Below are 25,411 nucleotides of genomic sequence, written 5' to 3'. Positions count from 1 at the left end.
CTGGGCGGATGCCGATCCAGGAAGGGTTCGCCAACCAGCGGCTGACCGTCGTGCCGCGGCGTGTCGTGATCGAGGCGCACTCCCGCCCGGTGACCCGGCGCCTCATGGTCACCGACACCGGGTACTATCCGCATGCCACGGATCACCTGATGAAGCGGCCTGGTGGCATCGCCGAGTCCATCCTCATCCTGTGCACGGCCGGCACCGGATGGGCGGAGATCGAGGGAACGCGGCATCGCATCGGGTCGAGCACGGCTCTGGTGATCCCGCACGGAACACCGCACGCGTACGGCGCCTCGGAGGACGCACCCTGGACGATCTGGTGGTGCCACCTCCGGGGAACCGACCTGCCCGAGCTCGTCAAGGAGATCGGCGTGGGCGCGTCCAGGCCGCTGCTTCCCATCCGCCGGCTCGACCGGGCGGTCGCGCTGCTCGACGAGATCGTGACGACCCTCGAACGGGACCATTCGCCGGCGAGCCTGATGGGCGCGGCGGGCGCGGCGTGGAAACTCCTCACACAGATCGTGGTGGACCGGGCCATGCCGGTGCCCGGAGACCCGCTGCAACGCGCGATGGCCTACCTCGCCGAGCGGCTGGACAGCACGGTCCGGGTCGCGGACCTGGCGTCGATGGTCGGCGTCTCTCCCTCCCATCTGAGCGCGCTGTTCCGCCGCGCCACCGGGGGCGGGGTGCTCGCGCACCACACGGCGCTGCGGATGGCGCAGGCGCGCAACCTCCTCGACACGACGGACGCCACGGTGGCGGCCATCGCCCGCGAGGTCGGCTATCCCGACCCGTTCTACTTCTCCCGTCACTTCAAGCGGATGCACGAGGCCAGTCCGACCGAGTACCGCAACCGAGCGAAGGGCTGAGCCCGTCCGGGCCCTGCCTCACGGCGTCACGACAACGCGACATCACGGCGTCACGATGCCGGCGGCGCGCTCACGACCCGCAGCAGCACCGACCGGTCGACGTCCAATGAGGGCGCCTCGACGCCGGCGAGCCGCAGCGCGCGTCCCGGCAGCGTGACCCCGGCGCGCTGCCACGGCGGGAGGACGGTGCCCGCCGCGGGCGCCGATCCCGGGTAGACGGCTTCGACGGTGTAGTCGCGCGCGTCGTCCAGACCGGGCAGCCGGATGCGGCCGGGCGGCCAGGTCGCGGGCCGTTCGACGACGCTGAACGCGTAGAGCGCCTCACCGCGGTCGCGCGCAACGACGCCCTCCAGGCGGAACGCCGCGTCGGGAAGGTCGGCGTGGACGACGTCGCCCGAGTGGAGCAGCGCCCGATGCTCCTTGTGGAAGGCGATCCACCGGGCGAGCGCCGCCCGGGTCTCGTCGTCGGCGGTGAGCAGGTTCGTCTCGACCCCCAGGTGCCCCCACAGCGCCTTCTCCGCCCGATAGTCGAGCGGATGCGTCCGGTGCGTCGTGTGCGACTCCTCGGCTCCGATGTGCGTGCCCTGCATCTCCGGGGGCACCAGCAGCCCCGTCCAGCGCTGGATCTCCAGCCGCTCGTGCGGGTCGTTGCAGTCACTCGGCCAGACCCGGTCGGCGAACTCCAGGACGCCGAGGTCGACGCGTCCGCCGCCGCTGGCGCACGACTCGATCTCCAGCCCCGGGTGGGCGGCCTTGAGCTGCGCCATCAGCCGGTAGACCTGCTCGACCTGCGTGCGCACCCCCGGGCGCCCACCGGGAGTGTGGCCGGCGTCGAGCAGGTACCGGTTGTGGTCCCACTTGATGTAGGCGATGCCGAGCGACCCGACGAGGTGGCTCATCCGCTCGAACAGGTACGCGTACGCGCCGGGGTGGCCGAGGTCGAGCACGTGCTGGTAGCGGGAGGCGGGGCCGGGGCCGTGCCCTCCGTCGAAGATCCATTCCGGGTGCTCGCGGGCCAGATCGGAGTCGAGGCTCACCATCTCCGGCTCGAACCAGAGCCCGAAGTCCATCCCCAGCTCGCGCACCCGGGTCGCGAGGGGTTCGAGACCGCCGGGCCAGACGTCCGGATCGACCGTCCAGTCGCCGAGCGAGTTGGTGTCGTCGCGGCGGCCCAGGAACCATCCGTCGTCGAGCACGAACCTCTCGGCGCCAGCCTGCGCTCCGCGTTCGGCGAGCGCGGTCAGGGTGGCGAGATCGTGGTGGAAGTAGACCGCCTCCCAGGTGTTCAGCACCACCGGCCGGGGGGAGCGAGGGTGATGCGGCCGTGACCTCAGGTGCCGGTGGAAGCGCGAGGCGAGGTCGTCCAGCCCGGCTCCCCACGACCCGTACTGCCACGGAGTGCGATGAGACTCGCCCTCCCCGAGCACCACTTCGCCCGCGAGCAGCACCTCGCCCGCGGTGAGATGCCGGGTGCCGGCGGGGGTCCGCTCGGCGGCGAGCACCTGGTTGCCGCTCCACGCGAGATGGGTGGCCCACACCAGGCCGTGCCGGAATCCGAAGCCCTCCTCACCGGCGACCAGCAGCAACGTGTGCTCAAGCCCCGGCTTGCCGCCCCTGGAGGCCCGGACCCACTCCCCGACATGGAAGGGGCGGCGCTGCGGCACCCGCTCAAGCGCCCAGCGGCCGGTCAGGTCGAGGATCTCCGTCGCCTCCGGCGGCACGGGGAGAGCCAGTTCCAGGGAACCGACACGGTACGGAGCCGCCGTGTCGTTCCTGACGGCCGCACGCTGGCGGACGAGCCCGCTCGCGGAGAGCACCTGGATCTCGATGTCGACGGACAGGCCGTACTCGGGGTCGTGCGCCGTGCTGCGCAGCACGGGCCCCTCGGCGTCGTCGCGGGCCTCATGTGCCGCGTCGCGGAACTTCGGGGCCCAGCGACGGCCGTCGCTGTCGCCGGTGAGCCCGGGGCGGCCGAGCCAGCCCTCCGTCAGCTGGGGAAGCACCGGGACGGGCTGGGGGTAGGTCACCTCGCTGTCGCCGACGGCGGGAAGAGCGGCCGTCCGCAGGGCCGCCAGGGCGTCGTCCCCGAGCGCGCCGAGATCCGGTCCCCAGTGCAGGACGCGCGGAAGCCGTCCGCCGTCGACGGCGATGACGAGGCTGGTGCCACCCGCGCGCAGGTGGATCGGCGTGTCGTTCACTTGTGTCTCATCCACTTGTGTCTCATCCCTTGAGTCCGCTGCTCGCGATGCCCGCGAAGAACTGCCGCTGCAGAACCAGGAAGACGATCACGAGAGGTATCGAGCACACGAGCGCACCCGCCATGAGCGTCGGGTAGTCCGTTCCGAACTGTCCCTGCAGTCCCGCCAGGCCCACCGGCAGCGGCCGGTTCTCCCCGGAGGGGGAGACGATGAGCGGCCAGAGCAGGTCGTTCCACGAATAGAGGCCGGTCAGCACGGCGAGCGCGGCGAGCATCGGCCTGGCCATCGGAAGCATGACGTACAAGAACACCTGGAACGTGTTGGCGCCGTCGAGCCGCGCCGCCTCCTCGTAGTCCTTCGGCATCGTGAGGAAAGCCTGCCGCATCAGGAACGTGCCGAACGCCGAGAACAGGCCGGGGATCGCGAGGGCCGGCAGGGTGTCCAGCAGCTTCAGATCGCGGATCAGCTCGAACTGGCCGATCAGGAAGAGCTGGCTGGGCACCATCAGCATGGCGATGAACAGGCCGAACAGCGGCCCGCTGCCGCGGAACGGGATGCGCGCGAACGCGTACCCGGCGAGCGCGGCCACCACGATCTGACCGGCGACCCGCAGGACGAGGGAGCCGGCGGAGACCGCGAACATCGACCAGAACGGCACGGTCGAGAAGAACGTCTCGAACGAGTGCAGGCTGAGATCCTCGGGAAGGAACGTCGGCGGGATCCTGGTCACCTCGGCGGTCGTCTTGAAGACGGTGAGGAGCTGCCAGACGAACGGCACGACCATGAAGGCGGCCGCGATGACGAGGAGCACGTGGATCGGCCATGCGCCGGGCGGTTTCCCCCGCCGCCGGGAGCGCGGCGCACGCCGGACGGCGGCCTCGGCGGATCGAGCAACCTCGGCGGATTGAGCGGCCTCAGCGGATTGAGCGGACTCAGCCATAGAAGACCCAGGATTTCTGCAGACGGAACTGGAGCGCCGTCGCCATCATGATCACCATGAGGAGCACGATCGCGATCGCGGCGCCGTAGCCCTGGTCGAACTGGACGAACGCCTTCTCGTAGAACAGGTACACGATCGTCTTGGAGTCGGTGAGGGCCGTGTTGTTCACCCCGCGCAGCATGATGAACAGCAGGTCGAACATCTGCAGCGCGGCGATCACGTTGAGGATCGTCACGAAGAAGATGCTCGGGGTGAGCAGTGGGACGGTGATGTGGAAGAACTGCCGGACCCGGCCGGCGCCGTCCAGGGAGGACGCCTCGTAGAGGGTCTTCGGGATGGCCTGCAGCCCGGCGCCGAGAATGATCAGGTTGATGCCGAGGCCCATCCAGATGCCGACGACGCCGAAGGCGTAGATCGTGAACCGCGGGTCCGCCACCCAGAACTGCCCGTCGACGCCGAACCACGCCAACACGGAGTTGAGCAGCCCGAAGTCGCCGTTGTAGATGAACCGCCAGACCATGCCGACGGCGACGGGCAGGGTGACGACCGGCAGGAAGAACAGCACGCGGTAGACCCCGCGCCCCCGGCCGACCTGCTCGATGAGCGCGGCGAGCACGACGGCCAGGGGAATGCCGAGCAGGATGATCGCGGTGTAGATCGCGGAGTTTCTGAACGCCTTCCAGAAGTCGCCGTCCCCGATGAGGTTCCGGTAGTTGTCGATTCCCACGAAGGTGGCGGGCCCGAACGCCGGCACGTCCTGGAAGCTCTTGACCAGCGTGGACAGGAACGGCCATACATAGAGCGCGAGCAGGCCGATCGTCGCGGGGGCGATGAACGCGAGCGCCCACCACCCGCCGGATGCGCTGACGCCCGTGCGGCGGCCGCCGGTGCGGCCGGCCGGCCGTCGCACGGGCTTCGTCACCACGTTCGTCATTGCTTGGCGAGCACCTGGTCGACGGCGTCCTGGTACTCCTTCGCCGCCTGCTCGACGGGCTTCTTGCCGTCCCACGCGGGAGTCAGGTACTGCGCGGCGAGGCCCTGCCACTCGGACGCGTTGCCCGCGACCGGGAGCGGAACGCTGTAGTCGATGGCGTCGATGAACACCTGCAGGTGGAACTCGGGCATCGCGTCGAGCCACGGCTTCTGCGTCCCCTTGTAGGCGGGGAGCACCGTTCCGGTGGCCGCCTGGATCTCCGCCGCCTTGGTCCCGCCGAGGAAGGCGAGGAACTTCTTGAGCGCCTCCGGGTGCTTGGTCCCGGCGTATCCGGCGTTGCCGATGCCGCTGGTGACGGTGGCGCGCTTGACGCCCTGCGGCAGCGGCGCGACGTCCACCTTGCCCTTCAGGTCAGGATTCTTGTGGAACCTGAAGGCCCAGTACGCGCCGGAGCTGTACATGGCGACCTTCTGGTTCTCGAACATCGAGACCGCCTCGGTGTCCGACAACTGCTTCAGCGTCGGAGACGAGCCCGCCGCCTGGAGGTCGGTCCAGAACTTCAGGCCGGCGACCCCCGCGGGGCTCGCGAAGTCGGAGGCGGTGCCGCCGGTGTTGATGATGTTCCCGCCGGCCTGGAGGATCGTGTTGTAGAAGCCGCCCTGCGAGTCGATCGGCGCCGCGATTCCCCACACGCCCTTCTTGGGGTCGGTCAGCTTCTTGGCCGCGTCCTGGACGTCCTTCCAGCTCCATGTGTCGTCGGGGTACTTGACCCCCGCGGCGTCGAAGAGCGCCTTGTTGTACCAAAGGCCGTTGGTGTCGAAGTCCTTCGGCAGCGCGAAGATCTTGCCCTCGTAGGTGTAGGAGTCGGAGACCGGCTTGGGGTAGGACCCCATGTCGATGCCGGCGGACTTCACGGTGTCCGACAGGTCGAGCAGCTGGCCGCCCTTCGCGTACTCGCGGAAGTGGTCGGCGAGCATCCAGAAGGCGTCCGGCGCGGTCCCGCCCGCGGCCCCGACCTGAAGCGTGGACCAGTATTCGGGCCACGGCAGCGTCTGGACCTTGATGGTGATGTTCGGGTTCGCCTTCTCGAACTCGGCCGCGATCTGCTCCATCGCGGGGGTCTGGTCCTCACTCCAGTTCGCGTAGGTGAGGGTGACCTTCTCGTCCGAGGCGGCGCCGGACCCGCCGGACCCGCCGGATCCGCTGGAGCAGGCGGTGAGGAGGCCTGCCGCCACGATCGTCGCCGTGGCGGTGATCCACTTGCGTCTCATCATGTTCCTCTGATCGTGTCGCGTGCCGGTCGGCGACCGGCACATGGGGGGTCACCTGTCGGTGGAGGGGACGTGAACGGTGATGTCGACCCAGTCGACGTGCACGCCGGCGTCGCCGGTAGTCGTGGTCTCGCTGCGCAGGCAAAGGGTCTGGACGCCCTGGATTCCGAGGCGGAACGCCGTGACCGGCTTTCCCGCCTCGACCACGGCGGTGAAGATCTCGTGGCCGTCCGCGAGGACGGCGACCGCGGCACGGCCGGTCGACTCGTCGTCCACGCCGACCGCGCCGGTGAACGTGTCCGCCCGCCCGCCGAGGTGGAAACGCGCCTCCGAGTACGGCGAGGTGCCGAGGCCCCGGCCGAATTCCCGGCCCGCCACGCGCAGGGGCCCGCCGTCGCCGGGGTTGCCCGCCCCGTTCGACTGGTCGCGCTCGACCGGTCCGTCGTCGTTGACGAACGCGATCATCGGCAGGTCGGGCAACGCGTGCTCACCCGGGGTGAGGGGGCGCACGACGCGTGCGTGGGAGACGACCGGGACCACGCCGTCGCCGTCCCGCTCCACCGTGACGACCCCGAGCCGTCCGGGACGAAGTGCACGGCCGGGGCGTACGGCCCAGCCGGTCTCGCCGACGCGGGTGGCGGACCAGCCGGGGGGCAGGCGCAACCTGGCGTCGGGGTCGGTGGTCAGCGACGCGGTCCCGTCGGCACCGATCTCGGCGACGGCCGGGTGCACGGCCGGGGCGGGATGACGCGGACGTGGCGCGGCCCGGAACAGTTCGGTGCCCGCCGGCGCCACGATGGCGGCGAAGCCGCCGTCGCGGGCCACCTCGACCTCGATCACGCAGCCGGCGGTCGTGGTCGTCTCGGCGAGACCGGTCGCCGGGACCGTGTTCCCGGCGACATCCGCGGCGACATTTGCGGCGACATCCCCGGCGACATCCGCGGCGGCGTCCTTGACGATCCACACGCGGGCGTCCGGCCCCGCGCCGAGCGCGTCCAGCGGCACCCGGATCGTGCGCGCGTCCCCCGCGGCGATGCCGCCCACGAACCATCGATCGCCGGCCCGGCGGGCGATGACCGCGTGGCTGTCGGGGTCACCCGCCAGCAGGACCGTCTCGTCCCAGTACGGCGCCAGCTCCGCGAGGAACCGGGCCGCGAGCGGGCGTGAGGCGTAGGCGTCGACGTGGTCGGCGAAGTGGGTGATCCCGCACTCGAACGCCACGGAGAGCCCGAGCTCGTGGCCGTCGCTGGTCGTGCGGTTCGCTGCGCCGAACGCGACGGGCGTGGCGTCCATCGCCCCGACGACGTTGCGGGTGAAAGGCTGGACGACGTTGTGGGACGCGGTGAGCGCCTGATTTTCGAAGAACACGTAGTATTCGGCGCCGCGGATCGCCTCGTACCCGATGACCTGCGGGAACGTGCGTGCCCAGCCGCGGGGGATGACCGATCCGTGGAAGTTCACCATGAGGCCGAGCCGGGCGGTCTCGGTGAGGATCGTGTCGTACCAGCGATAACGGTCCTTCGACTCCGACTCCATGAAGTCGACCTTGATCCCGGCGACGCCCCACGAGCGCCACAGCGCCAGCTTCCGGAGGTCCTCCGGGCTGTTGAGGTCGCGCCAGATGGTCCACAGGTGCACCTGGACGCCCCGGCGGCTCGCGTAGGCCACGATCTCCGGCACCCAGGTCTCCTCCCACCCGCAGTCGATGAGCAGGTGCTCCCAGCCGAGGCCGGCGGCGACGTCGACGAAGTGCCGCTGCTTGTCCAGCTGCGCCCCCGAGTAGAAGTCGGACCACCATGACCAGGCCGCACGTCCCGGCCGGACCCACTCGGCTTCCTCCAGGCCGGTGTGGACGGGCGGCGCCAGCTCCTCGACGAACAGCGAGGTGACGAGCTCGGGCAGGGTCCCGACGAGGAAGACGCGCCACGGTGTGACGACCCCGCGGGCGACCTCGACGGCGTCGTCGGCGAGGGTGAAGCGCAGCGTCCGGCCGCCGTCCGCGTCGGGCTCGCCCGCCTCCACGTGCGCGCCCGCGAAGCGGCCGTCGATGCCCGACTCCGTGATCAGGACATGCGTCGCCGCGTCGAGCCTGGTGAGGAACGGGAACCCGTACGCGCCGCTCGCCAGATCGGCGGTGTCCACTCCGAACCGGGGGGTCTCGTACCAGGTCTGGTAGTCGAGCACCCAGCTCCTCGACGCGGCCGGAAGGGTGACGGCCGTGCGGTCTCCCGTGACGCGGGTCGTCCCGTCCAGCGAGGGCAGCGCGTAGCGGACCGCGACGCCGTCACGCCCGGTGCGCACGACGACCTGCCATTCGACGACCTGCCGTTCGACGCCGTCGCCCTCGCGGAAGGTGTGCACGCTTTCGAGGTGCTCGTAGTCATGGTCACCGGCGGCCTTGCCGGATCGGAGGGTGAGCCGGTCCGCGACCGTGCGATCCGAGACGTGCACGAGCTCCGCGTCCGTGCCGAGGCACATGCCTTCGATCGAGAACCCGAGCGGAACCCGGTCCAGGATGATCTCGTCGTCGCGGCTGACGGTCAGTCGCACGCCCGCGTCCGTGGTCTGGACCCGGGCGCTCAGCGAGCCCGTCCTCGCCGCTGCGCGGGGGCGTACATCGTCGTTCAACGCGTTCTCCATCGGCTGCCGTGGGGTTGTTCACTTGGGCGGACCCAGAACGGTCTCACTAGACATATGCGCTCGGGTGAGGCAAAACTATGGGCCCTGTTGAGCACGGCCGGAATGGTGGAACCGGTGGATCGGCTGGACATTCCGACTAACTCAGCCGGCCGTGGCCGGCTCCGCGCGGGCGCGGCTTCGCGGGGCAGGCGGAAGCCATGGCGCCGCGGCGGCCGGGACATCGGAGGTCAGGTGTGCGGCGGGGAGGTCACGCCGCGTCGTGCGCTCCGGCGCGATCCGCGCCTGATTCAGTGTCAGCGGGGAGCGCCCTCAGGGGCCCTCAGGGGCCCTCAGGGGCGTGGCGGGGGCCGCGCCGCTCGTGAACTCCGGCGCCGGCCGGGTGATCACAGGTATTCGGCGGCGGCGTCGAGGAGCCACTCGGCGAGGTAACCGGCGAACGACGAGCGAACAAGCAGCAGGAACTCGTCGCCCTCCCTCGCGGCGAGCACCACGCCGGCCCGAGCCAGCGTGGTCTGCGCGCAGCTTCCCGGGCCGAACACCCGGGGATGCAGGTCGATCGGGCAGCCGTGGGCCAGGAGGTCACGGGAGCGTGGGCCGTCCACGATCAGCGTCGTACGCTGCGCGGACACGTCGGTGATCGCGACGTGCGCGTCTTCGACGCCCGCCGCCGCCTCGGCCAGGCGCGCTTCGAGACCGTCGCGGCCGGGCGGGGCGATCACCAGCCACTCGTCGGGCCCCATCCATAGGACGTCTCCCGCGTCGCCCGTGGCGTACGTTCCCGGCTCGGTGGGGAGCGGGGCGCCGAGGGCGAGCCCGATCGCGGACGCGGCCCGCGAGGCGGGATCCACCCGCACGTCGATCTGGGTGAGGAAGGGGACCTCCGCGACGCGCAGGCCGTCGGAGGACACCGGCGCGAACCACGCCAGCGGGCTCAGTCGCTCAGCCATCGCGGCGGGCTCCCTCGGGGTCGTAGAGGACGTGATGGGTGACGGTCACGGGCACGGGGTCGCCGCCGTCGCCGAGCGGCGCGTACAGCCGGTCGCCGACCCGGTCCCGGCCGCCCCGGACCAGGGCGAGGGCGAACGTGCGTCCCAGCGCGGCGCTGCGGTAGCTGGAGGTGACGTGACCGAGCACCGGGACCGGCGGCTCGGGCAGGCCGGCGTCCGCCACGAGATGGGCCCCCTCGGGAAGCAGCAGCGAGGGGTCCTCCGGCAGCAGCCCGACCAGGTGCTTGCGATCCGGCCTGGCCGTGTCGGGGCGGGAGAAGGACCGCTTGCCCACGAAGTCGGCCTTCTTCTTCGACACGACCCAGTCCATGCCGAGGTCGGCGGGGGTGACCGTGCCGTCGGTGTCCTGCCCGATGATCGGATACCCCTTCTCCGCGCGCAGGACGTGCATGGTCTCGGTGCCGTACGGCGTGACCACGCCGGTCGCCTGGACGGCCTCCCAGAGCGTGAGACCGTCCCAGGCGTTGACGTTGATCTCGTAGGCCAGCTCCCCGGAGAAGCTGATCCGGCACACCCGCGCGGCCAGCCCGGCCACCTCGGCGTCCCGCCAGGTCATGAACGGGAAGCTCGCGTTGTCCACCGCCAGCCCGGGAGCCAGCCCGGCAAGAACGGCGCGGGAGCCGGGGCCGGCGAGGGCCACGGTGGCCCAGTGCTCGGTGACCGACGTGCAGTAGACCCGCAGCGACGGCCACTCCGTCTGCAGCCACTCCTCCATCCAGTCGAGGACGGGGGCGGCGTTGCCGGTGGTCGTGGTCACCAGGAACCGGTCCTCCGCCAGGCGGATCACGGTGCCGTCGTCGAAGACCATGCCGTCGGCCCGGCACATCACGCCGTACCGGATCGATCCGACCTTGAGGGTACTCATCATGTTCGTGTAGAGCCGGTCGAGAAGCTCGGCGGCGTCCGGTCCCCGCACGTCGATCTTGCCGAGGGTGGAGGCGTCCAGCGCCCCCGCGCCCTCCCGTACGGCACGGCACTCGCGCAGCACGGCGGTCTCCATGTCCTCGCCGTCGCGGGGGTAGTACCAGGGCCGCTTCCACTGGCCGACGTTCTCGAAGAGCGCGCCGTTCGCCACGTGCCACCCGTGCAGCGAGGTCACCCGGACCGGGTCGTGCAGCGCCCCGCGGTCCCGCCCGGCGAGCGCGGCGAAGCTCACCGGCACGTACGGCGCGCGGAACGTGGTCGTGCCCAGATCGCCGATCTCCACGCCGGTGGCGTGGGCGACGACGGCGCTGGTCAGCACACCGGAGAGCTTGCCCTGGTCGTGGGCCGTCCCGGCGGTGGTGTAGCGCTTGACGTGCTCCACGGAGCGCAGCCCGGCCCCTGTCGCCCGCAGGACGCCGGCGACGGTCACCTCGCGCTGGAGATCCACGAAGTGGGTCGTGTAGTCGTCCGCGGGGACCAGCCACAGGGCTTCGGGCGGGAGCATCGGCTCCGGCTCCGCCACGTCGAAACGGCGACCGGCCGCCGCCGGGAAGCCGGCGGCCTCGGCCGCCCGCGCACCGGCGGCGGCGCCGTCCTCCAGGCAGCCGGCGAGGGTGAACACGCCCCTTGCGGCGCCGGCCACCTCGACGGCCTGACGGCTCTTCCCGGGGAGGAACGCCGAGAGCGCCTCGTCGTAGCGCAGCTCGCCGCCCGACTGGCTGAACAGGTGGGCGACCGGGTTCCACCCGCCCGACACGAGCAGCAGGTCGGCCTCGATCTCCCGGCGTCCCGAGCCTCCGGCCGAGCTGCCGGCCGAGCTGCCGGCCGGGGCGACGGTCACCGAGGCCACGGAGCCGTCGGAGCCCCCCGCCGTCCCGGTGACGACGTGGCCGGCGAGCACCTCCAGGCCGTCCCGCGCCGGGGCGCCCCGCCGTACGTCGGCGACGGCGGCGATCTCCACGCCCGCCGCCGCGAGGTCGCGCGCGGCGTCGTACGCGGCGTCGTTGGTGGTGAACACGACCGCGCGGCGGCCGGCCAGCACGCCGTACCGGTTGGCGTAGGCCCGCGCGGCGCCGGCGAGCATGACGCCAGGCAGGTCGTTGCCGGCGAACGCGATCGGCCGTTCGTGCGCGCCGGTGGCGAGCACGACGCGCCGCGCCCTGATCCGCCAGATCCGCTCCCGCGACGCCGCGCCCTCCTCACGCCGCTCGACCGCCACCAGGTAGTTGTCGTCGTAGTGCCCGAACACGGTGGTCCGGTGGAGCACCCGCACATCCGCCGGTCCCCCCGGCCCCGCGAGCCCCGCGAGGCCGGCGAGCACGGAGGAGGCCCAGACCGCTCCCGAGACCCCGTCGACCGTCTCCGCCGTGTCCGGCAGCGAGCCGCCGGCCACCGGCCGGTCGTCGGCGAGGATCACCCGCGCGCCGGAGGCCGCGGCCACGGAGGCGGCGGCCAGCCCCGCCGGGCCCGCGCCCACCACGAGCACGTCGCAGTGCGCGTGGACGGCGTCGTAGCGTGCCGGGTCGGGCCGGTCGGCCAGCACCCCCCGGCCGGGCAGGCCACGGGCCACCAGCCCGTCGTACAGCTCGACGGTGGTCGCCTGCAGCATCGGCTCGGGGAAGGGGTGCTCGACCTGGACGATCGCGTTGGGCTCCTCGGTCCAGGCGGCGTACACGCCCCGGGGGCGCCCGAGCCCCGGGCTCGTGGCCACCGTGCGGACGCCGTTGGCCAGCAGGGCGGCGGCGAGCGTGTCGCCGCGCAGGCCCTCGTAGTCGCGGCCGTCGAACCGGAAGCGCAGCGTCTCGCCCCGGTGGCCGTCCCGCCGGCGGGATGTCATGCGGTCACCCCGCCGGTGACGGAACCGTTGCCGGAACCGGTGCCGAACTCGTTGGTCGCCGTGTCGCGGGTCAGCGTGAACCAGCGGCGGCAGCCCGCCGCGTGGCTCCACCGCTCGTCGAGGCGGCCCTTCGGGTTGGCGCGGAAGAACAGGTACCGCGCCCACTCCTCGTCGGACAGCGCGGCGGGGTCGCCGGGATAGGCGACGTGCGCCTGTCCTCCGTAGTGGAACTCGGCCTCGTCGCGTGGGCCGCACCAGGGGCAGGGGATCAACAGCATTCGGGTCGGCTCCTGGTCGTCAGTGGGCCACGGCGGCGGCGCCGTGCTCGTCGACGAGCGCGCCGGTGGTGAACCGTTCGAGGGAGAAGGGGGCGGCCAGGGGGTGCGGCTCGCCGTGGGCGACCGTGTGCGCGTAGCACCAGCCCACCCCGGGGGTGGCCTTGAAGCCGCCGGTGCCCCAGCCGCAGTTGACGTAGAGGTCGTCGACGCCGGTGAGCCCGACGATGGGGGAGGCGTCGGGGCTGACGTCGACGATCCCCGCCCAGGTGCGCAGCACGTGCGCCCGCGCGAACACGGGGAACAGCTCCAGGGCCGCCGACATCTGCCGCTCGATGATGTGGAACGCGCCGCGCTGCCGGTAGGAGTTGTACGCGTCGATGCCCGCCCCCATGACCAGCTCGCCCTTGTGGGCCTGGCTGACGTACACGTGGACGGCGTTGGACATGACCACGGTCGGGTGGACCGGCTCCAGCAGCTCGGAGACCAGCGCCTGGAGGGGGTGGGTCTGCAGCGGCAGCCGCACACCGGCCGTCTCCGCCACCACCGACGAGTGGCCGGCGGCGCTGAGCGCCACCTTCCCTGCCGCGATCCGCCCCCGCGTCGTCTGTACGGCGACCGCCCGGCCGCCCGCCACCTCGACGCCGGTGACCTCGCAGTTCTCGATCAGGTGGACGCCCATCGCGGCGGCGGCGCGGGCGTAGCCCCAGGCCACGTAGTCGTGCTTGGCGATGCCCGCCCGCGGCTGGAAGGTCGCCCCGAGCACCGGGTAGCGCACGTCAGGCGACACCTCGACGATCGGGCAGACCTCCTTGACCTGCTCCGGGGTCAGCCACTCGGCGTCCACGCCGTTCAGCCGGTTGGCGTGCACGCGGCGGACGCCGTCCCGCACGTCCTGGAGGCTGTGCGCGAGGTTGAGCACGCCGCGCTGGCTGAACAGCAGCGGATAGCCGAGCTCCTCCTCCAGGCCCTCCCACAGTTTGAGCGCGTGCTCGTAGATGCCGGCGCTCTCGTCCCACAGGTAGTTGGACCGGATGATCGTGGTGTTGCGCGCCATGTTGCCGCCCGCGAGCCAGCCGCGCTCCAGCACCGCCACATTCGTGACGCCGTGGTTCTTCGCCAGGTAGTACGCGGTCGCCAGGCCGTGGCCGCCGCCCCCGACGATCACGACGTCGTACGACCGCCTGGGCTCGGGGCTGCTCCACAGCCGGTCGGGCTGCTCAGGGACGCCGTGCATCACGAGACCCCCGGGTAGAGCGGATGCTTGGCGGCCAGGGCCTCGACGCGTCCCCGCAGATGGGCCAGGGCGTCCGGCGAGCCGTCCCCGCACAGGGCCGCCGCGATCACGTCGGAGACCTCGGCGAAGTCCGCCTCGCCGAACCCGCGGGTGGCGAGCGCGGGCGTGCCGATGCGCAGGCCCGAGGTGACCATCGGGGGGCGCGGGTCGAACGGCACCGCGTTGCGGTTGACCGTGATCCCCGCCGTGTGCAGCCGGTCCTCTGCCTGCTGCCCGTCGAGGGCCGACTCCCGCAGGTCGACCAGGACGAGGTGGACGTCGGTGCCGCCGGTCAGCACCCGCACCCCGGCGGCGGCCGTGTCGGGCCGCCCCAGCCGGTCGGCGAGGATCCGCGCCCCCTCAAGCGTGCGGCGCTGCCGGTCGCGGAACCACTCACCGGCCGCGATCTTGAACGCGACCGCCTTGGCGGCGATGACGTGCTCCAGGGGGCCGCCCTGCTGGCCGGGGAAGACCGCAGAGTTGATCTTCTTGGACAGCTCTCCGGTCGACAGGATCACCCCGCCGCGCGGCCCGCCCAGCGTCTTGTGGGTGGTCGTGGTGACCACGTGCGCGTGCGGCACCGGCGAGGGGTGCAGCCCGGCCGCCACCAGGCCGGCGAAGTGCGCCATGTCGACCAGCAGGTACGCCCCGACCTCGTCGGCGATCTCACGGAAGGCGGCGAAGTCGAGATGCCGGGGATAGGCCGACCAGCCCGCGATGATCAGCTTGGGCCGGTGCTCGCGGGCGAGCCGCCCGACCTCCTCCATGTCCACCAGGCCGTCGGCCTCGCGCACGTGGTAGGCCACCACGTTGTAGAGCCTGCCGGAGAAGTTGATCCGCATGCCGTGGGTGAGGTGGCCGCCGTGGGCGAGGTCGAGCCCGAGGATCGTGTCGCCGGGCTCCAGCAGCGCCGCCATGGCCGCCGCGTTGGCCTGCGCCCCGGAGTGCGGCTGCACGTTGGCCGCCTCGGCGCCGAACAGCGCCTTCACCCTGTCGACGGCGAGTCGCTCGATCACGTCGACGTGCTCGCAGCCGCCGTAGTAGCGCCTGCCCGGGTAGCCCTCGGCGTACTTGTTGGTCAGCACCGACCCCTGCGCCCGCATGACGGACACCGGCGCGAAGTTCTCCGAGGCGATCATCTCCAGCGTGGACCGCTGGCGGTGGAGCTCGGCGTCGATGGCCGCCGCCACCTCCGGGTCGATCGCGTCGAGCGGTGCGTCGGCCGGCGATTCGGATGAGTTCATGAAAGGTCCTCCAGGTCAGCCGCGGAGCCGGGTCATCGCGGGGTCGAAGAGCGGCTCGGCCGTGACGACGGCGGCGATCCGCCGGTCGAAGTAGCCGATGTGGACCGTCTGGCCGGGCTCGGTCAGCTCCACCGGAAGCCAGGCGTACGCGATGCCCTTCCCGATCGTGTAGCCGTAGGCGGCGCTGGTCACGTAGCCGACGCAGTGGTCGCCGTCGTACACCGGCTCCTTGCCCATGACCACGGCCTCGGGGCCGTCGATCGTCAGGCAGGTGAGCCGCCGCCGTACGGCCGCGCGCCGCTGGAGCAGCGCCGTACGGCCGATGAACTCGCCCTTGTCCGGTTTCACGGCGAACCCGAGCCCGGCCTCCCAGGGGTCGTGCTCGTAGGTCATGTCGGTGCCGAAGGACCGGTAGCCCTTCTCCAGCCGCAGGCTGTTGAAGGCGCCCCGCCCGCCCGCGATCATCCCGTGCGGCCGCCCCGCCTCCCACAGCGTGTCCCACAGCTTGGCGCCCAGGTCGGCGGTCGTGTACAGCTCCCACCCGAGCTCGCCGATGTACGACAGGCGCAGCGCGGTGACGGGCACCGAGCCGACGTACCCCCGGGTGCCCCGGAAGTAGCGCACGCCGCCGGCGGCGAAGTCGGGCCCGGCGAGCGGCGCCACGACGTCGCGGGCGCGGGGCCCCCAGACGCCGACGCAGCACGTGCCGGCCGTGATGTCCCGGATGACCACGTCGTCGCCGGCGTGCCGGTGGAACCAGTCGAGGTCGAGGTTGCCGTTGGCGCCGACCTGGTAGAGGTCGCGGCCGAGCCGCGCGATCGTCACGTCGCTGCGGATGCCGCCGTCGGTGTCGAGCAGCAGGCAGTACGTCACCGAGCCGACGGTCTTGTCCACGTCGCCGGTGGAAAGGCGCTGCAGGAACGCGGTCGCCCCCGGGCCGCCGACCTCGATCCGCTTGAGCGCGGTCATGTCGTACATCGCGACCGACTCGCGGGACGCCTGGGCCTCGGCGGCCACGATGGGCGACCAGTGCCGGGCGGCCCAGTCGCCGGGGTGCGGGATGTCCCGCCCCTCCAGCAGGGCGGCGTTCGACTCGTACCACTGCGGGCGCTCCCAGCCGCCGGCCTCAAGGAAGTGGGCCCCCAGCTCGCGCTCCCGCGTGTAGAACGGGCTGGTGCGCAGCGGACGAAGCGTGGCCGGCGGCTCCAGCGGGTGGATGACGTCGTAGACCTCGACGTAGTTCTGGCAGCCGCGGGCCTGGACGTACTCGGGGGCGAGCTGGTGGGGCTCGAACCGGTTGACGTCGCACTCGTGCAGGTCGAACGACGAGCAGTGGCCGTCGGCCAGCCACTCGGCCATCGCCCGGCCGACGCCCGCCGAGTGGGTCACCCAGACCGCCTCGGCCACCCAGAAGCCCTTGACGTCGGGCGACTCGCCCATCAGGGGCATGTTGTCGGTGGTGAAGGAGAACAGGCCGTTGAAGCCGTCCTCGATCTTGGTCTCCCGCGTGCCGGGCAGCAGCGACCGCGTCTCGGCCCAGGCGGGGGCGAAGTCGTCCTCGGTGAAGGGCAGCATCGACGGCATGACCTCGGCCGCGTCCACGGAGACGATGTCCTCCGGGGCGATGGGCATCGGCCGGTGGCCGTAGTAGCCGATGCCGAGGCGGTCGAACCGCTCGCGGTAGTAGAGGTCGGCGTCCTGGTGGCGCAGGATCGGCCGGGCCGCCTCCTCGGTCTGCCCGGCCAGGTCGGGGACGGGGCCGGTCCAGGCGAGCTGGTGGGCGAGCGGGGTGAGCGGAAGGGACATCCCCGCCATCCGGGCGACCTTGGGGCCCCAGATGCCGGCGCAGCACACCACCACGTCGGCCGGGATCTCCCCGCCGGTGGTGAAGACGGAGGCGACCCGGCCGTTCACGACGCGGATGTCCAGCACCTCCTGCCGCTCCAGCACGCGCACGCCCCGGTCCCTCGCCCGGGCGAGCTGGACGTCGACGGCGCGTACGGCCTTGGCGAGGCCGTCGGTCGGCACGAACAGGCCGCCGAGCACCCGGTCCCGGTCGAGCAGGGAGTGGCGGGTGACGCACTCGTCCGGGCCGAGCAGCTGGGCCTCCACGCCCCAGGCGGTCGCCCAGCCGTGCCGGCGGCGCAGCTCGCGCAGCCGCTCGGGGGTGGTGGCCACCTCCAGGCCGCCCACCTGGAGGAAGCAGCCGAGCGCGCTCAGCTTCTCCACGGTGTAGCGGGCCATCTCCGTCATCGTCTTCGACGAGTTCGTCTGGAAGACGAGCCCGGGGGCGTGGGAGGACGACCCTCCGGTGGCCGGAACCGGTCCCTGGTCCACCACGGTGATCCGGTCCCAGCCCTTCGCGGACAGCTCCTCGGCGAGGGCGGCTCCGACGACTCCGGCTCCGACGACGACGACGCGTGGGCCTGCCATACACACCTCCGGTGTTGCGCATACCGGAACGTCATGCGCGCTCCGCAACAGCGTCCCCCACCCGGCGATCGGCTGTCAAGGAACACATCAGCCCTGATGGCACCCCACTTGCCGGTCACCTGCCGCCTCACACGGCGGCGAGTCGCGGGTCAGGCGCGGAACCAGTTCTGGGGCCGCGGATCGACGTTCTGCCACACGTGCTTGATCTCGCGGTACTCGTTCAGCCCCGTGGGCCCGAGCTCCCTGCCGACGCCCGACTGCTTGAACCCGCCCCACTCGGCCTGCGGCACGTACGGGTGGTAGTCGTTGATCCAGATCGTGCCGTGCCTGAGCCTCGCCGCCACCCGCTGGGCCCGCCCGGCGTCGCGCGTCCACACCGCTCCGGCGAGGCCGTAGTCGGTGTCGTTGCCGAGCCGGACCGCCTCGTCCTCGTCGCGGAATCGCTCCACGGTCAGGACCGGCCCGAACGACTCCTCCCGGACCACCCGCATCCCGCCGTGGCACTCGTCGAGCACCGTCGGCGGGTAGAAGTGACCCTCGCCGGGGACCCGCCGCCCGCCGCAGCGCAGCACCGCGCCCTCCGCGATTCCGGCGGCGACGTACGCCTCCACCTTGGCCAGGTGCCCGGCCGAGATCAGCGGCCCGGTCTCGGCGGCCGGGTCGAACGGGCCGCCGAGCCTGATCCGCCCGGCCCGCCGTACGACCTCGTCCACGAACGCGTCGTGCAGCGAGTCCTCGACCAGCAGCCGGGCGCCGGCCGAGCAGACCTGCCCTGAGTGCAGGAAGACGGCGGTCAGCGCGAAGTCGACCGCGGTCTCGAAGTCGGCGTCGGCGAAGACGATGTTGGGATTCTTGCCGCCGAGCTCCAGCGCGACCCGCTTGACCGTCCCCGCCGCCGAGGCCATCACGGCCCGGCCCGTGGCCAGGCCGCCGGTGAACGACACCATGTCCACGTCGGGGTGCGCCGACAGCGGCGCGCCCGCCTCGGCGCCTGCGCCGAGCACGAGGTTGCCCGTCCCCGGCGGCAGCCCCGCCTCCTCCAGCAGGCGCATCAAGAGGATCGAGGTGGACGGGGTGAGCTCGCTCGGCTTGAGCACGAACGAGTTCCCGGCCACCAGCGCGGGCGCGACCTTCCACGACGCCTGGAGCAGCGGGTAGTTCCACGGTGTGATCAGCCCGCACACGCCCACCGGCTCGTACACCACGCGGCTGATCGCGTCCGCTCGCCCGGTGTCGATCACGCGCCCGGCGTCGGTCCCGGCGATGCCGCCGAAGTAGCGGAAGCAGCGGGCCACGTCGTCCACGTCGTACTCGCTCTCGGCGAGCCGCTTGCCCGTGTCGAGCGACTCGGCCGTGGCGATCTCCTTGCGGTCACGCTCCAGCAGGTCGGCGACGCGCAGGAGCAGCGCGCCCCGCTCCGCCTCCGGCGTACGCGGCCACGGGCCGTCGTCGAACGCGGCGCGGGCGGCCGCGACGGCGCTCACGGTGTCGGCGGCGGTGGCCTCCGACACCGTGGCCACCAGGGAGCCGTCGGCCGGGCAGCGGATCTCCCTCGTCCCGCCCTCGACCGGGTCACGCCACTGGCCGCCGATGTACAGATCCCTCACTGGGCGTTCTCCTGCTGCGTCGTCGCGGTCTTCTGGGTTTTCCGGTGCCGGTAGAACTCGATGTGCTCGGGGGGCAGGGGAGTGTCGCCCAGGATCAGGTCGGCCGCCTTCTCCGCGACCATCATCACCGGGGCGTAGATGTTGCCGTTCGTCACGTACGGCATGACCGAGGCGTCGACCACCCGCAGGCCGTCCACCCCGTGCACCCGCATGGTCAGCGGGTCCACCACCGACAGCGGGTCGACGCCCATCTTGGCCGTGCAGGAGGGGTGCAGCGCGGTCTCGCCGTCCCTGGCGACCCAGTCGAGGATCTCCTGGTCGGTCTCGACCTCCGGGCCGGGGGACAGCTCGCCGCCGTTGAAGTCGTCCATCGCGGGCTGGTTGAGTATGGCCCGGGCGACCCGGACCGCCTCCACCCACTCCCGCCGGTCCTGCTCGGTGGACAGGTAGTTGAACCGCAGCGCGGGCTTGTCCCGGGGGTCCGCGCTCTTGATCTTCACCGAGCCGCGGGCGTCGGAGTACATCGGCCCGATGTGGACCTGGTAGCCGTGCCCGCCGGCCGGGGAGCTGCCGTCGTAGCGCACCGCGACCGGGAGGAAGTGGAACATGAGGTTGGGGTAGTCGACGTCGTCGTTGCTCCGGGCGAAGCCGCCGGCCTCGAAGTGGTTGGTCGCCCCCGGCCCCTTGCGCAGGAACAGCCACTGCGCGCCGACCCACGGCCGGTTGCGCCACTTCATCGCGGGCTGCATCGACACCGGCTGCTTGCAGGCGTACTGGATGTAGACCTCCAGATGGTCCTGGAGGTTCTCCCCGACGCCCGGCAGGTCGTGGACGGGTGTGACGCCGAGGGCCTTGAGCTCGGCCGCGTTGCCGATTCCGGAGAGCTGGAGGAGCTGAGGGGAGTTGATGGCCCCGCCGCACAGGATGACCTCACCGGCGCGGATCTCCTTGCCGTCGCACTCCACGCCCACGGCGCGGGTGCCCTCGAAGAGGATCCTGGTGACGAACGCCCGCGTCCTGATCTCCAGGTTGGGCCGGCTCTTCACGGGGTGCAGGTACGCCCGGGCGGCCGACAGGCGGCGCCCCCGCCGGATGTTGCGGTCGAAACGGGCGAAGCCCTCCTGACGCACGCCGTTCACGTCGTCGGTCAGCGGGTAGCCCGCCTGCTGCACGGCGTCGAAGAACGCGCCGAACAGCGGGTTGGTCGCCGGCCCGCGCTCCAGGGCCAGCGGCCCGTCGTGCCCGCGCATGGGGTCGTCCGGGCCCGCGGCCAGGCAGCTCTCCATCCGCTTGAAGTACGGCAGGCAGTGGGCGAAGTCCCAGGTCTCCATGCCCGGATCGGCGCCCCAGCGCTCGTAGTCGAGCGGGTTGCCCCGCTGGAAGATCATGCCGTTGATGCTGCTCGACCCGCCCAGCACCTTGCCCCTGGCGTGGTAGATCCGGCGGCCGTTCATGTGCGGCTCGGGCTCGGACTCGTACTTCCAGTCGTAGAAGCGGCTCCCGATCGGGAACGTCAACGCCGCCGGCATGTGGATGAACACGTCCCACGGATAGTCCGGACGGCCCGCTTCGAGCACGAGCACCCGGTTCGCCGGGTCGGCCGACAGCCGGTTCGCCAGGGCACTTCCGGCCGAACCTCCGCCGACTATGACAAAGTCGTACATGTCTGCCTCCCGGGCAGGATGATATTGATATGCGCAATAGAGTGCACCATCCGCAACGCGGTGACGGAATGGACCGCGCCAACGCCGTCGCGCGCTACAGTCCCGCTATGGCCGACGACACCCCGACAGCGCGCACAGAGGGAAGCGGCGGCGTCCAGTCCGTCGATCGGGCCATCGCCATCCTGGAGATCCTGTCCCAGCGGGGCGAGGCGGGGGTCAGCGAGATCGCTCTGGAGATCGGCGTGCACAAGTCGACCGCCTTCCGGCTCCTCGGCGCCCTGGAGTCGCGCGGCCTGGTGGAGCAGGCGGAGGACCGGGGCAAGTACCGCCTCAGCTTCGGCATCATCCGCTTGGCGGGCGGGGTCGCCGCCCGGCTGGACCTCACCCAGCAGAGCCGTCCCGTCTGCAGGCGGCTCGCCGAGGAGATCGGCGAGACCGTCAACATCGCGGTCGCGCGGTCCCACTACGCGGTCAACCTCGACCAGGTGCGCGGCCCGTCGGCGGTGACCGCGCACAACTGGGTCGGCCAGCTCACCCCGCTGCACGCCACGTCGAGCGGCAAGGTCCTGCTCGCCCACCTCGACGACCGGCACCGGGCGCGGCTCATCGACGCCGGCGGGCTGGAGAGCTTCACGCCGAGCACGGTCACCTCCGCCGCCGAGCTGGTCAAGCAGCTCGACGAGGCCCGCCTGCGCGGCTACGCCGTCACCGTCGAGGAGTTCGAGATCGGGCTGAACGCCATCGCGGCCCCCATCCGCTCCTACGAGGGCGAGGTGGTGGCCGCGGTCAGCGCCTCCGGCCCGGCCTACCGCTTCGGAGAGGAGCGCATGCATCAGCTCGCGCCCCTGCTCATCGCCGGCGCCGACGACATCAGCCACCGGCTGGGCTACGTCGGCTGACCGGTGCCGAGCCGGCCCAGCACCCACTCGTGGAAGCCGCCGATGTGGTGCTCGGTCGGCACCAGGACCCCGCCCTTGGCGTACGCCCGGGAGCCCATGGCCGGCTGGCACCTCTCGCAGGCCTCGAAGTCCTGCACGTTCACCCGGTGGAACAGCTCGATGGACGGTTCGAGATCCCGTCCGCTGTCGATCACGTCCGGGCGGAACAGCCAGTCGCACTCGACGACGGTCCGGTCCACGGCCAGCGGGAAGATCCGGTGCAGGATCACGTGGTCGGGCACGAGGTTGACGAACATCAGCGGCTTCACGGTCAGGCCGTAGTAGCGGCGGTCCTGGCTGTCGTCCAGGCCGGGGATGCGGTCCACGCCCGCCGAGCCGTCCACCGTGAAGCCCTCGACGCCCTCGCCGAACTCGGCGCCGTGCCCGACGAACAGCTGCGTCGCCAGGCCCTCGGCGAACTCGGGGAGCACCTCCACCAGCTCGGGGTGGATGGTCGCGCAGTGGTAGCACTCCATGAAGTTCTCGATGATGAGCTTCCAGTTCGCCTTCACGTCGTAGACGGTCCGGCGGGCCACCGCGAGATCCTCGATGCCGTAGTTGTGGATCGAGTCGAGGTCGCCGAGCCGTCCGGAGACCTGCGCCTGCACCTCGTCCTCGAACGGCTCCGGCTCGTCGGCCAGGTTGACCCACACGTAGCCCAGCCACTCACGCACGTGCACGCGGACGAGCCCGAACTCGACGCGGTCGATGTCCGGCATCTTCGTGAGGTTCGGCGCGGCGATCAGGCGGCCGTCGAGGTCGTAGGTCCACGCGTGGTACGGGCACTGGAAGGCCCGCCGTACCTCGCCTGACTCCTCGGTGCAGATCCGGGCCCCACGGTGGCGGCAGACGTTGAGGAACGCCCGGACCGAGCCGTCCCGCGACCGGGTGACGATCACGCTCTCCCGGCCGATCTGCACGGTCTTGAACGCGCCGGGCTTGCCGAGGTCGGCGGCGCGGACGGCGCACACCCACATCGACTCGAAGATCCGCGACTGCTCCAGCGCGAAGATGTTCTCGTCCGTGTAGTAGCCGCCCGGCAGCGTGGCGATCACGCTCGGGGGCAGGCTGCCGGTTGTCACGCGGTCTCCTTCGCGGGCGGGCGGGAGGCTGTCGGCTCGTTCACATGGGCTCCTTCGTTCCTCGCGCTCGCGAGATCGCCATCGGGCTCCTGCTCGCCATCGGGCTCCGGCCGGTCACGGGGCTCCGGTTGGTCACGGGGCTCCGGTTGGTCACGGGGCTCCGGCTCGTCATCGGGCCCCCGCGGGTTGCAGGCTGCGGCGCCACCGGGTGAACTGGCGCACCCGGTCCACGCCGAGCACCGCGACGGCCTGGCCCTCGCGCCGGTAGACCGCGAGGAAGCCGCGCCCTCCGGCGTCGCCCTCCTCCACGGTCACCATGTCGCCGGGAAGGGCGTGTCCCGCGAACTGGACGCGCAGGCCGTACTGGTCGGACCAGATGTACGGCGGCGCGAGGCCGTCCGGCACTGCGGTCCCGCCGGACAGCAGGGTGCGCACCGCGATGTCCGGCCGGCGCGCGGCCCCGGTCCAGTGCTCGACCCGCAGGTGCCGTCCGAGCGCGGGGTCGAACCAGGCGGCGCAGTCGCCCACGGCCACGACGCCGGGCACACCGGTGCCGCCGCCGGCGTCGCAGAGCACCCCGTCGGCCACCTTCACGCCGCTGCCGGCCAGCCACTCGACGGCCGGTCGCGCGCCGATGCCGGCGAGCACCACGTCGGCGGGCAGACGCCGCCCGTCCTCCAGCACCACTCCGTCGACGCGGTCGTCCCCGGTCAGGGCCCGTACGGCGGCGCCGCAGACGAGGCGCACCCCGTTGTCCTCGTGAAGCGTCCCGAGCGCGGTGCCCATCTCGTCGCCGAGCGCCCGGGCGAACGGCGCGGGGGCCACCTCCACGATCGTCACGTCGAGCCCGAGCGCGCGGGCGGTGGAGGCGACCTCGGCACCGATGAATCCGGCGCCGACCACGACCAGGCGGCGCCCGGCCGCGAGATCGGCGCGCAGCGCGCGGGCGTCGTCCAGCGTGCGGAGCGTGTGGACCCCGGCGAGGCCCCCGGACGGCTCTCTGGGCGGCTTTGCGGACAGTTCTCCGGACAGCCCTGCGGGCAGGGTGCGCGCGGCGGCCCCGGTGGCGATCACCACGCCGTCGGCCTCGACCGCCGTGCCGTCGCCCAGCGTCACCCGGGCGCCCCCACGGTCGAGAGGCGTCAGCCCGGTGGCGGGCACGCCGAGCAGCCACTCCGCGTCCAGGTCCTCGCCCTCGGCCTCCAGCGCGAGGTCGGCCTCGGTCATCTCGCCGGCCAGGAACTCCTTGGACAGCGGCGGCCGGTCGTAGGGGCGGTGTGGTTCGGCGCCCACCAGCGTCAGCCGGCCGTCGAAGCCCTGGGCGCGCAGCGCGCGGGCGGCCGACAGCCCCGCCAGCGACGCGCCGACGATCGCGACGGAGTTCATACTGGCCTCACGCCGACCTCGTGCGGGCGCCCGGGGGAAGGTTGGGCGGGGCGTCCGACGGCACCACGAACACCGTGCCGTCCTCGACCACGACCCGGTGGGTCCGCACCGGGAGCTTCGCCGGAGGCGCGTCCACGTGCCCGGTGCGCAGGTCGAATCGCGAGGCGTGCAGCGGGCACTCGACCTCGCAGCCCTCCAGCCACCCGTCGGCGAGCGACGCGTCCTGGTGCGTGCACGTGTCGTCCACCGCGTACAGCTCGCCGTCGTCGGCGTGGAAGACGGCGATCGGCGGGTCGAGGTCGAGCCGGATGGCCTCGCCCCGGGGAAGGGCTGCGAGCGGGCACGCAGGGATCATGCGGCTCTCCCCAGTTTCGTCAGACGGAACGATCGGCGCTATGCGCAACAGCCTGGTTCCCAGCTGGGGCAATGTCAAGAGGCGATCGGACGCGGGCTCCCATGGGGGACAGGCGGTCCGTTCCGGTGCCGTGGAGATCCTCCAGGCGGCGCTGCTCAACGACGTGACCTGTGGGAGGCCGTGGCCATGATCTCCTCACTGCGCCGGGCTCCACTGCGGGTGGACGACGCACTACGGGAGTCGCCGTGCGCCGAGTTCGTGGCGGCATGAACGGCGGGCTGATCGGGGCGAGTCCACACGCCCTCACGAGCGGACAGTGGGCATGCGAGAAGGCGCCGCCTCGCTGGGGATGCGGGCGGCTCGGCCTTGTAGCCGGGGCCCGATCAGCTTCGGAGAGGGGTATAGCGGCCGGTGTAGGTGAAGGTCCATCGGTCGGTGCCGATGCGGCGGCGTGTGTAGCGTTCGGGGTGGCGGTAGCGGTCGCGGTTGTGGAATTGGCAGGCGGGGCCGAGGAGTTTGAGGTCGGTC

At 72.0% G+C, this 25,411-nt stretch carries 18 protein-coding genes; 2 read left to right on the top strand and 16 right to left on the bottom strand.

The genetic code is table 11. The annotated features are described in order from the left end of the window. The first annotated feature begins 8 nt into the window (after positions 1–8). Entirely contained in the window at positions 9–872 is an 864-nt protein-coding gene (locus tag AB0B72_RS33885) for a helix-turn-helix domain-containing protein (protein WP_367743449.1), read from the top strand. Positions 873–922: 50 nt separating this feature from the next. Here AB0B72_RS33885 and AB0B72_RS33880 read toward each other — a convergent pair whose 3' ends face one another. From AB0B72_RS33880 to betA, 13 genes are all read right to left on the bottom strand, one after another. Then, the gene (locus AB0B72_RS33880; protein ID WP_367743448.1) at positions 923–3,085 is read right to left on the bottom strand and encodes an alpha-galactosidase; all 2,163 of its coding nucleotides are present in this window, start codon (positions 3,083–3,085) and stop codon (positions 923–925) included. Positions 3,086–3,092: 7 nt separating this feature from the next. After that, positions 3,093–3,881 (bottom strand): carbohydrate ABC transporter permease, encoded by a 789-nt coding sequence (locus tag AB0B72_RS33875; RefSeq protein WP_367743447.1) that lies wholly within the window; start codon positions 3,879–3,881, stop codon positions 3,093–3,095. 121 nt (positions 3,882–4,002) lie between these two features. Further along, on the bottom strand, positions 4,003–4,944 hold the full coding sequence (locus tag AB0B72_RS33870; RefSeq protein WP_367743446.1) for a carbohydrate ABC transporter permease: 942 nt from the start codon (positions 4,942–4,944) through the stop codon (positions 4,003–4,005). Then, complete coding sequence (locus AB0B72_RS33865; protein ID WP_367743444.1) at positions 4,941–6,218, bottom strand: sugar ABC transporter substrate-binding protein; 1,278 nt, start codon at positions 6,216–6,218, stop codon at positions 4,941–4,943. The genes AB0B72_RS33870 and AB0B72_RS33865 overlap by 4 nt, the downstream gene beginning before the upstream one ends. Positions 6,219–6,266: 48 nt before the next feature. Beyond that, positions 6,267–8,843, bottom strand: coding sequence for a glycoside hydrolase family 97 catalytic domain-containing protein (locus AB0B72_RS33860; protein WP_367743443.1), 2,577 nt, complete (start codon positions 8,841–8,843; stop codon positions 6,267–6,269). A gap of 395 nt (positions 8,844–9,238) precedes the next feature. Then, positions 9,239–9,802 carry a sarcosine oxidase subunit gamma gene (locus tag AB0B72_RS33855; RefSeq protein ID WP_367743441.1) on the bottom strand — a complete coding sequence of 188 codons (564 nt, stop codon included), beginning with the start codon at positions 9,800–9,802 and terminating at the stop codon, positions 9,239–9,241. Continuing rightward, positions 9,795–12,623 carry a 2Fe-2S iron-sulfur cluster-binding protein gene (locus AB0B72_RS33850; RefSeq protein ID WP_367743440.1) on the bottom strand — a complete coding sequence of 943 codons (2,829 nt, stop codon included), beginning with the start codon at positions 12,621–12,623 and terminating at the stop codon, positions 9,795–9,797. The genes AB0B72_RS33855 and AB0B72_RS33850 overlap by 8 nt, the downstream gene beginning before the upstream one ends. Continuing rightward, complete coding sequence (locus AB0B72_RS33845; protein ID WP_367743439.1) at positions 12,620–12,901, bottom strand: sarcosine oxidase subunit delta; 282 nt, start codon at positions 12,899–12,901, stop codon at positions 12,620–12,622. The genes AB0B72_RS33850 and AB0B72_RS33845 overlap by 4 nt, the downstream gene beginning before the upstream one ends. A gap of 19 nt (positions 12,902–12,920) precedes the next feature. Continuing rightward, a complete protein-coding gene (locus AB0B72_RS33840) occupies positions 12,921–14,135 on the bottom strand; it encodes a sarcosine oxidase subunit beta family protein (protein WP_367743438.1) in 1,215 nt (404 codons plus the stop codon). Continuing rightward, the gene (gene glyA, locus AB0B72_RS33835) at positions 14,135–15,418 is read right to left on the bottom strand and encodes a serine hydroxymethyltransferase (RefSeq protein ID WP_367743436.1); all 1,284 of its coding nucleotides are present in this window, start codon (positions 15,416–15,418) and stop codon (positions 14,135–14,137) included. Before glyA ends, AB0B72_RS33840 begins: the two co-directional genes overlap by 1 nt. A gap of 15 nt (positions 15,419–15,433) precedes the next feature. Next, positions 15,434–17,851, bottom strand: coding sequence for an FAD-dependent oxidoreductase (locus AB0B72_RS33830; RefSeq protein WP_367743435.1), 2,418 nt, complete (start codon positions 17,849–17,851; stop codon positions 15,434–15,436). Between the two features lie 149 nt (positions 17,852–18,000). Further along, positions 18,001–19,458, bottom strand: coding sequence for an aldehyde dehydrogenase family protein (locus AB0B72_RS33825; protein WP_367743433.1), 1,458 nt, complete (start codon positions 19,456–19,458; stop codon positions 18,001–18,003). Further along, positions 19,455–21,122 carry a choline dehydrogenase gene (gene betA / locus AB0B72_RS33820; protein WP_367743431.1) on the bottom strand — a complete coding sequence of 556 codons (1,668 nt, stop codon included), beginning with the start codon at positions 21,120–21,122 and terminating at the stop codon, positions 19,455–19,457. Before betA ends, AB0B72_RS33825 begins: the two co-directional genes overlap by 4 nt. A gap of 107 nt (positions 21,123–21,229) precedes the next feature. Between betA and AB0B72_RS33815 the strand changes: the two genes are divergently transcribed. Then, a complete protein-coding gene (locus AB0B72_RS33815) occupies positions 21,230–22,021 on the top strand; it encodes an IclR family transcriptional regulator (protein ID WP_367743430.1) in 792 nt (263 codons plus the stop codon). On the opposite strand, the gene AB0B72_RS33810 is transcribed toward AB0B72_RS33815, so the two are convergent. The 3 genes from AB0B72_RS33810 to AB0B72_RS33800 all read right to left on the bottom strand — a co-directional run bounded on the left by AB0B72_RS33810 (position 22,009) and on the right by AB0B72_RS33800 (position 24,883). After that, complete coding sequence (locus AB0B72_RS33810) at positions 22,009–23,142, bottom strand: aromatic ring-hydroxylating dioxygenase subunit alpha (protein ID WP_367743429.1); 1,134 nt, start codon at positions 23,140–23,142, stop codon at positions 22,009–22,011. The genes AB0B72_RS33815 and AB0B72_RS33810 overlap by 13 nt on opposite strands. 168 nt (positions 23,143–23,310) lie before the next feature. Continuing rightward, entirely contained in the window at positions 23,311–24,528 is a 1,218-nt protein-coding gene (locus tag AB0B72_RS33805; protein ID WP_367743428.1) for an NAD(P)/FAD-dependent oxidoreductase, read from the bottom strand. A gap of 7 nt (positions 24,529–24,535) precedes the next feature. Continuing rightward, a complete protein-coding gene (locus tag AB0B72_RS33800; protein ID WP_367743427.1) occupies positions 24,536–24,883 on the bottom strand; it encodes a bifunctional 3-phenylpropionate/cinnamic acid dioxygenase ferredoxin subunit in 348 nt (115 codons plus the stop codon). Between the last annotated feature and the right edge of the window lie 528 nt (positions 24,884–25,411).

Source organism: Microbispora sp. NPDC049125 (genome assembly GCF_040802045.1).
Taxonomy (GTDB): Bacteria; Actinomycetota; Actinomycetes; order Streptosporangiales; family Streptosporangiaceae; genus Microbispora.
This window is presented reverse-complemented; position numbering and strand designations above follow the sequence as displayed.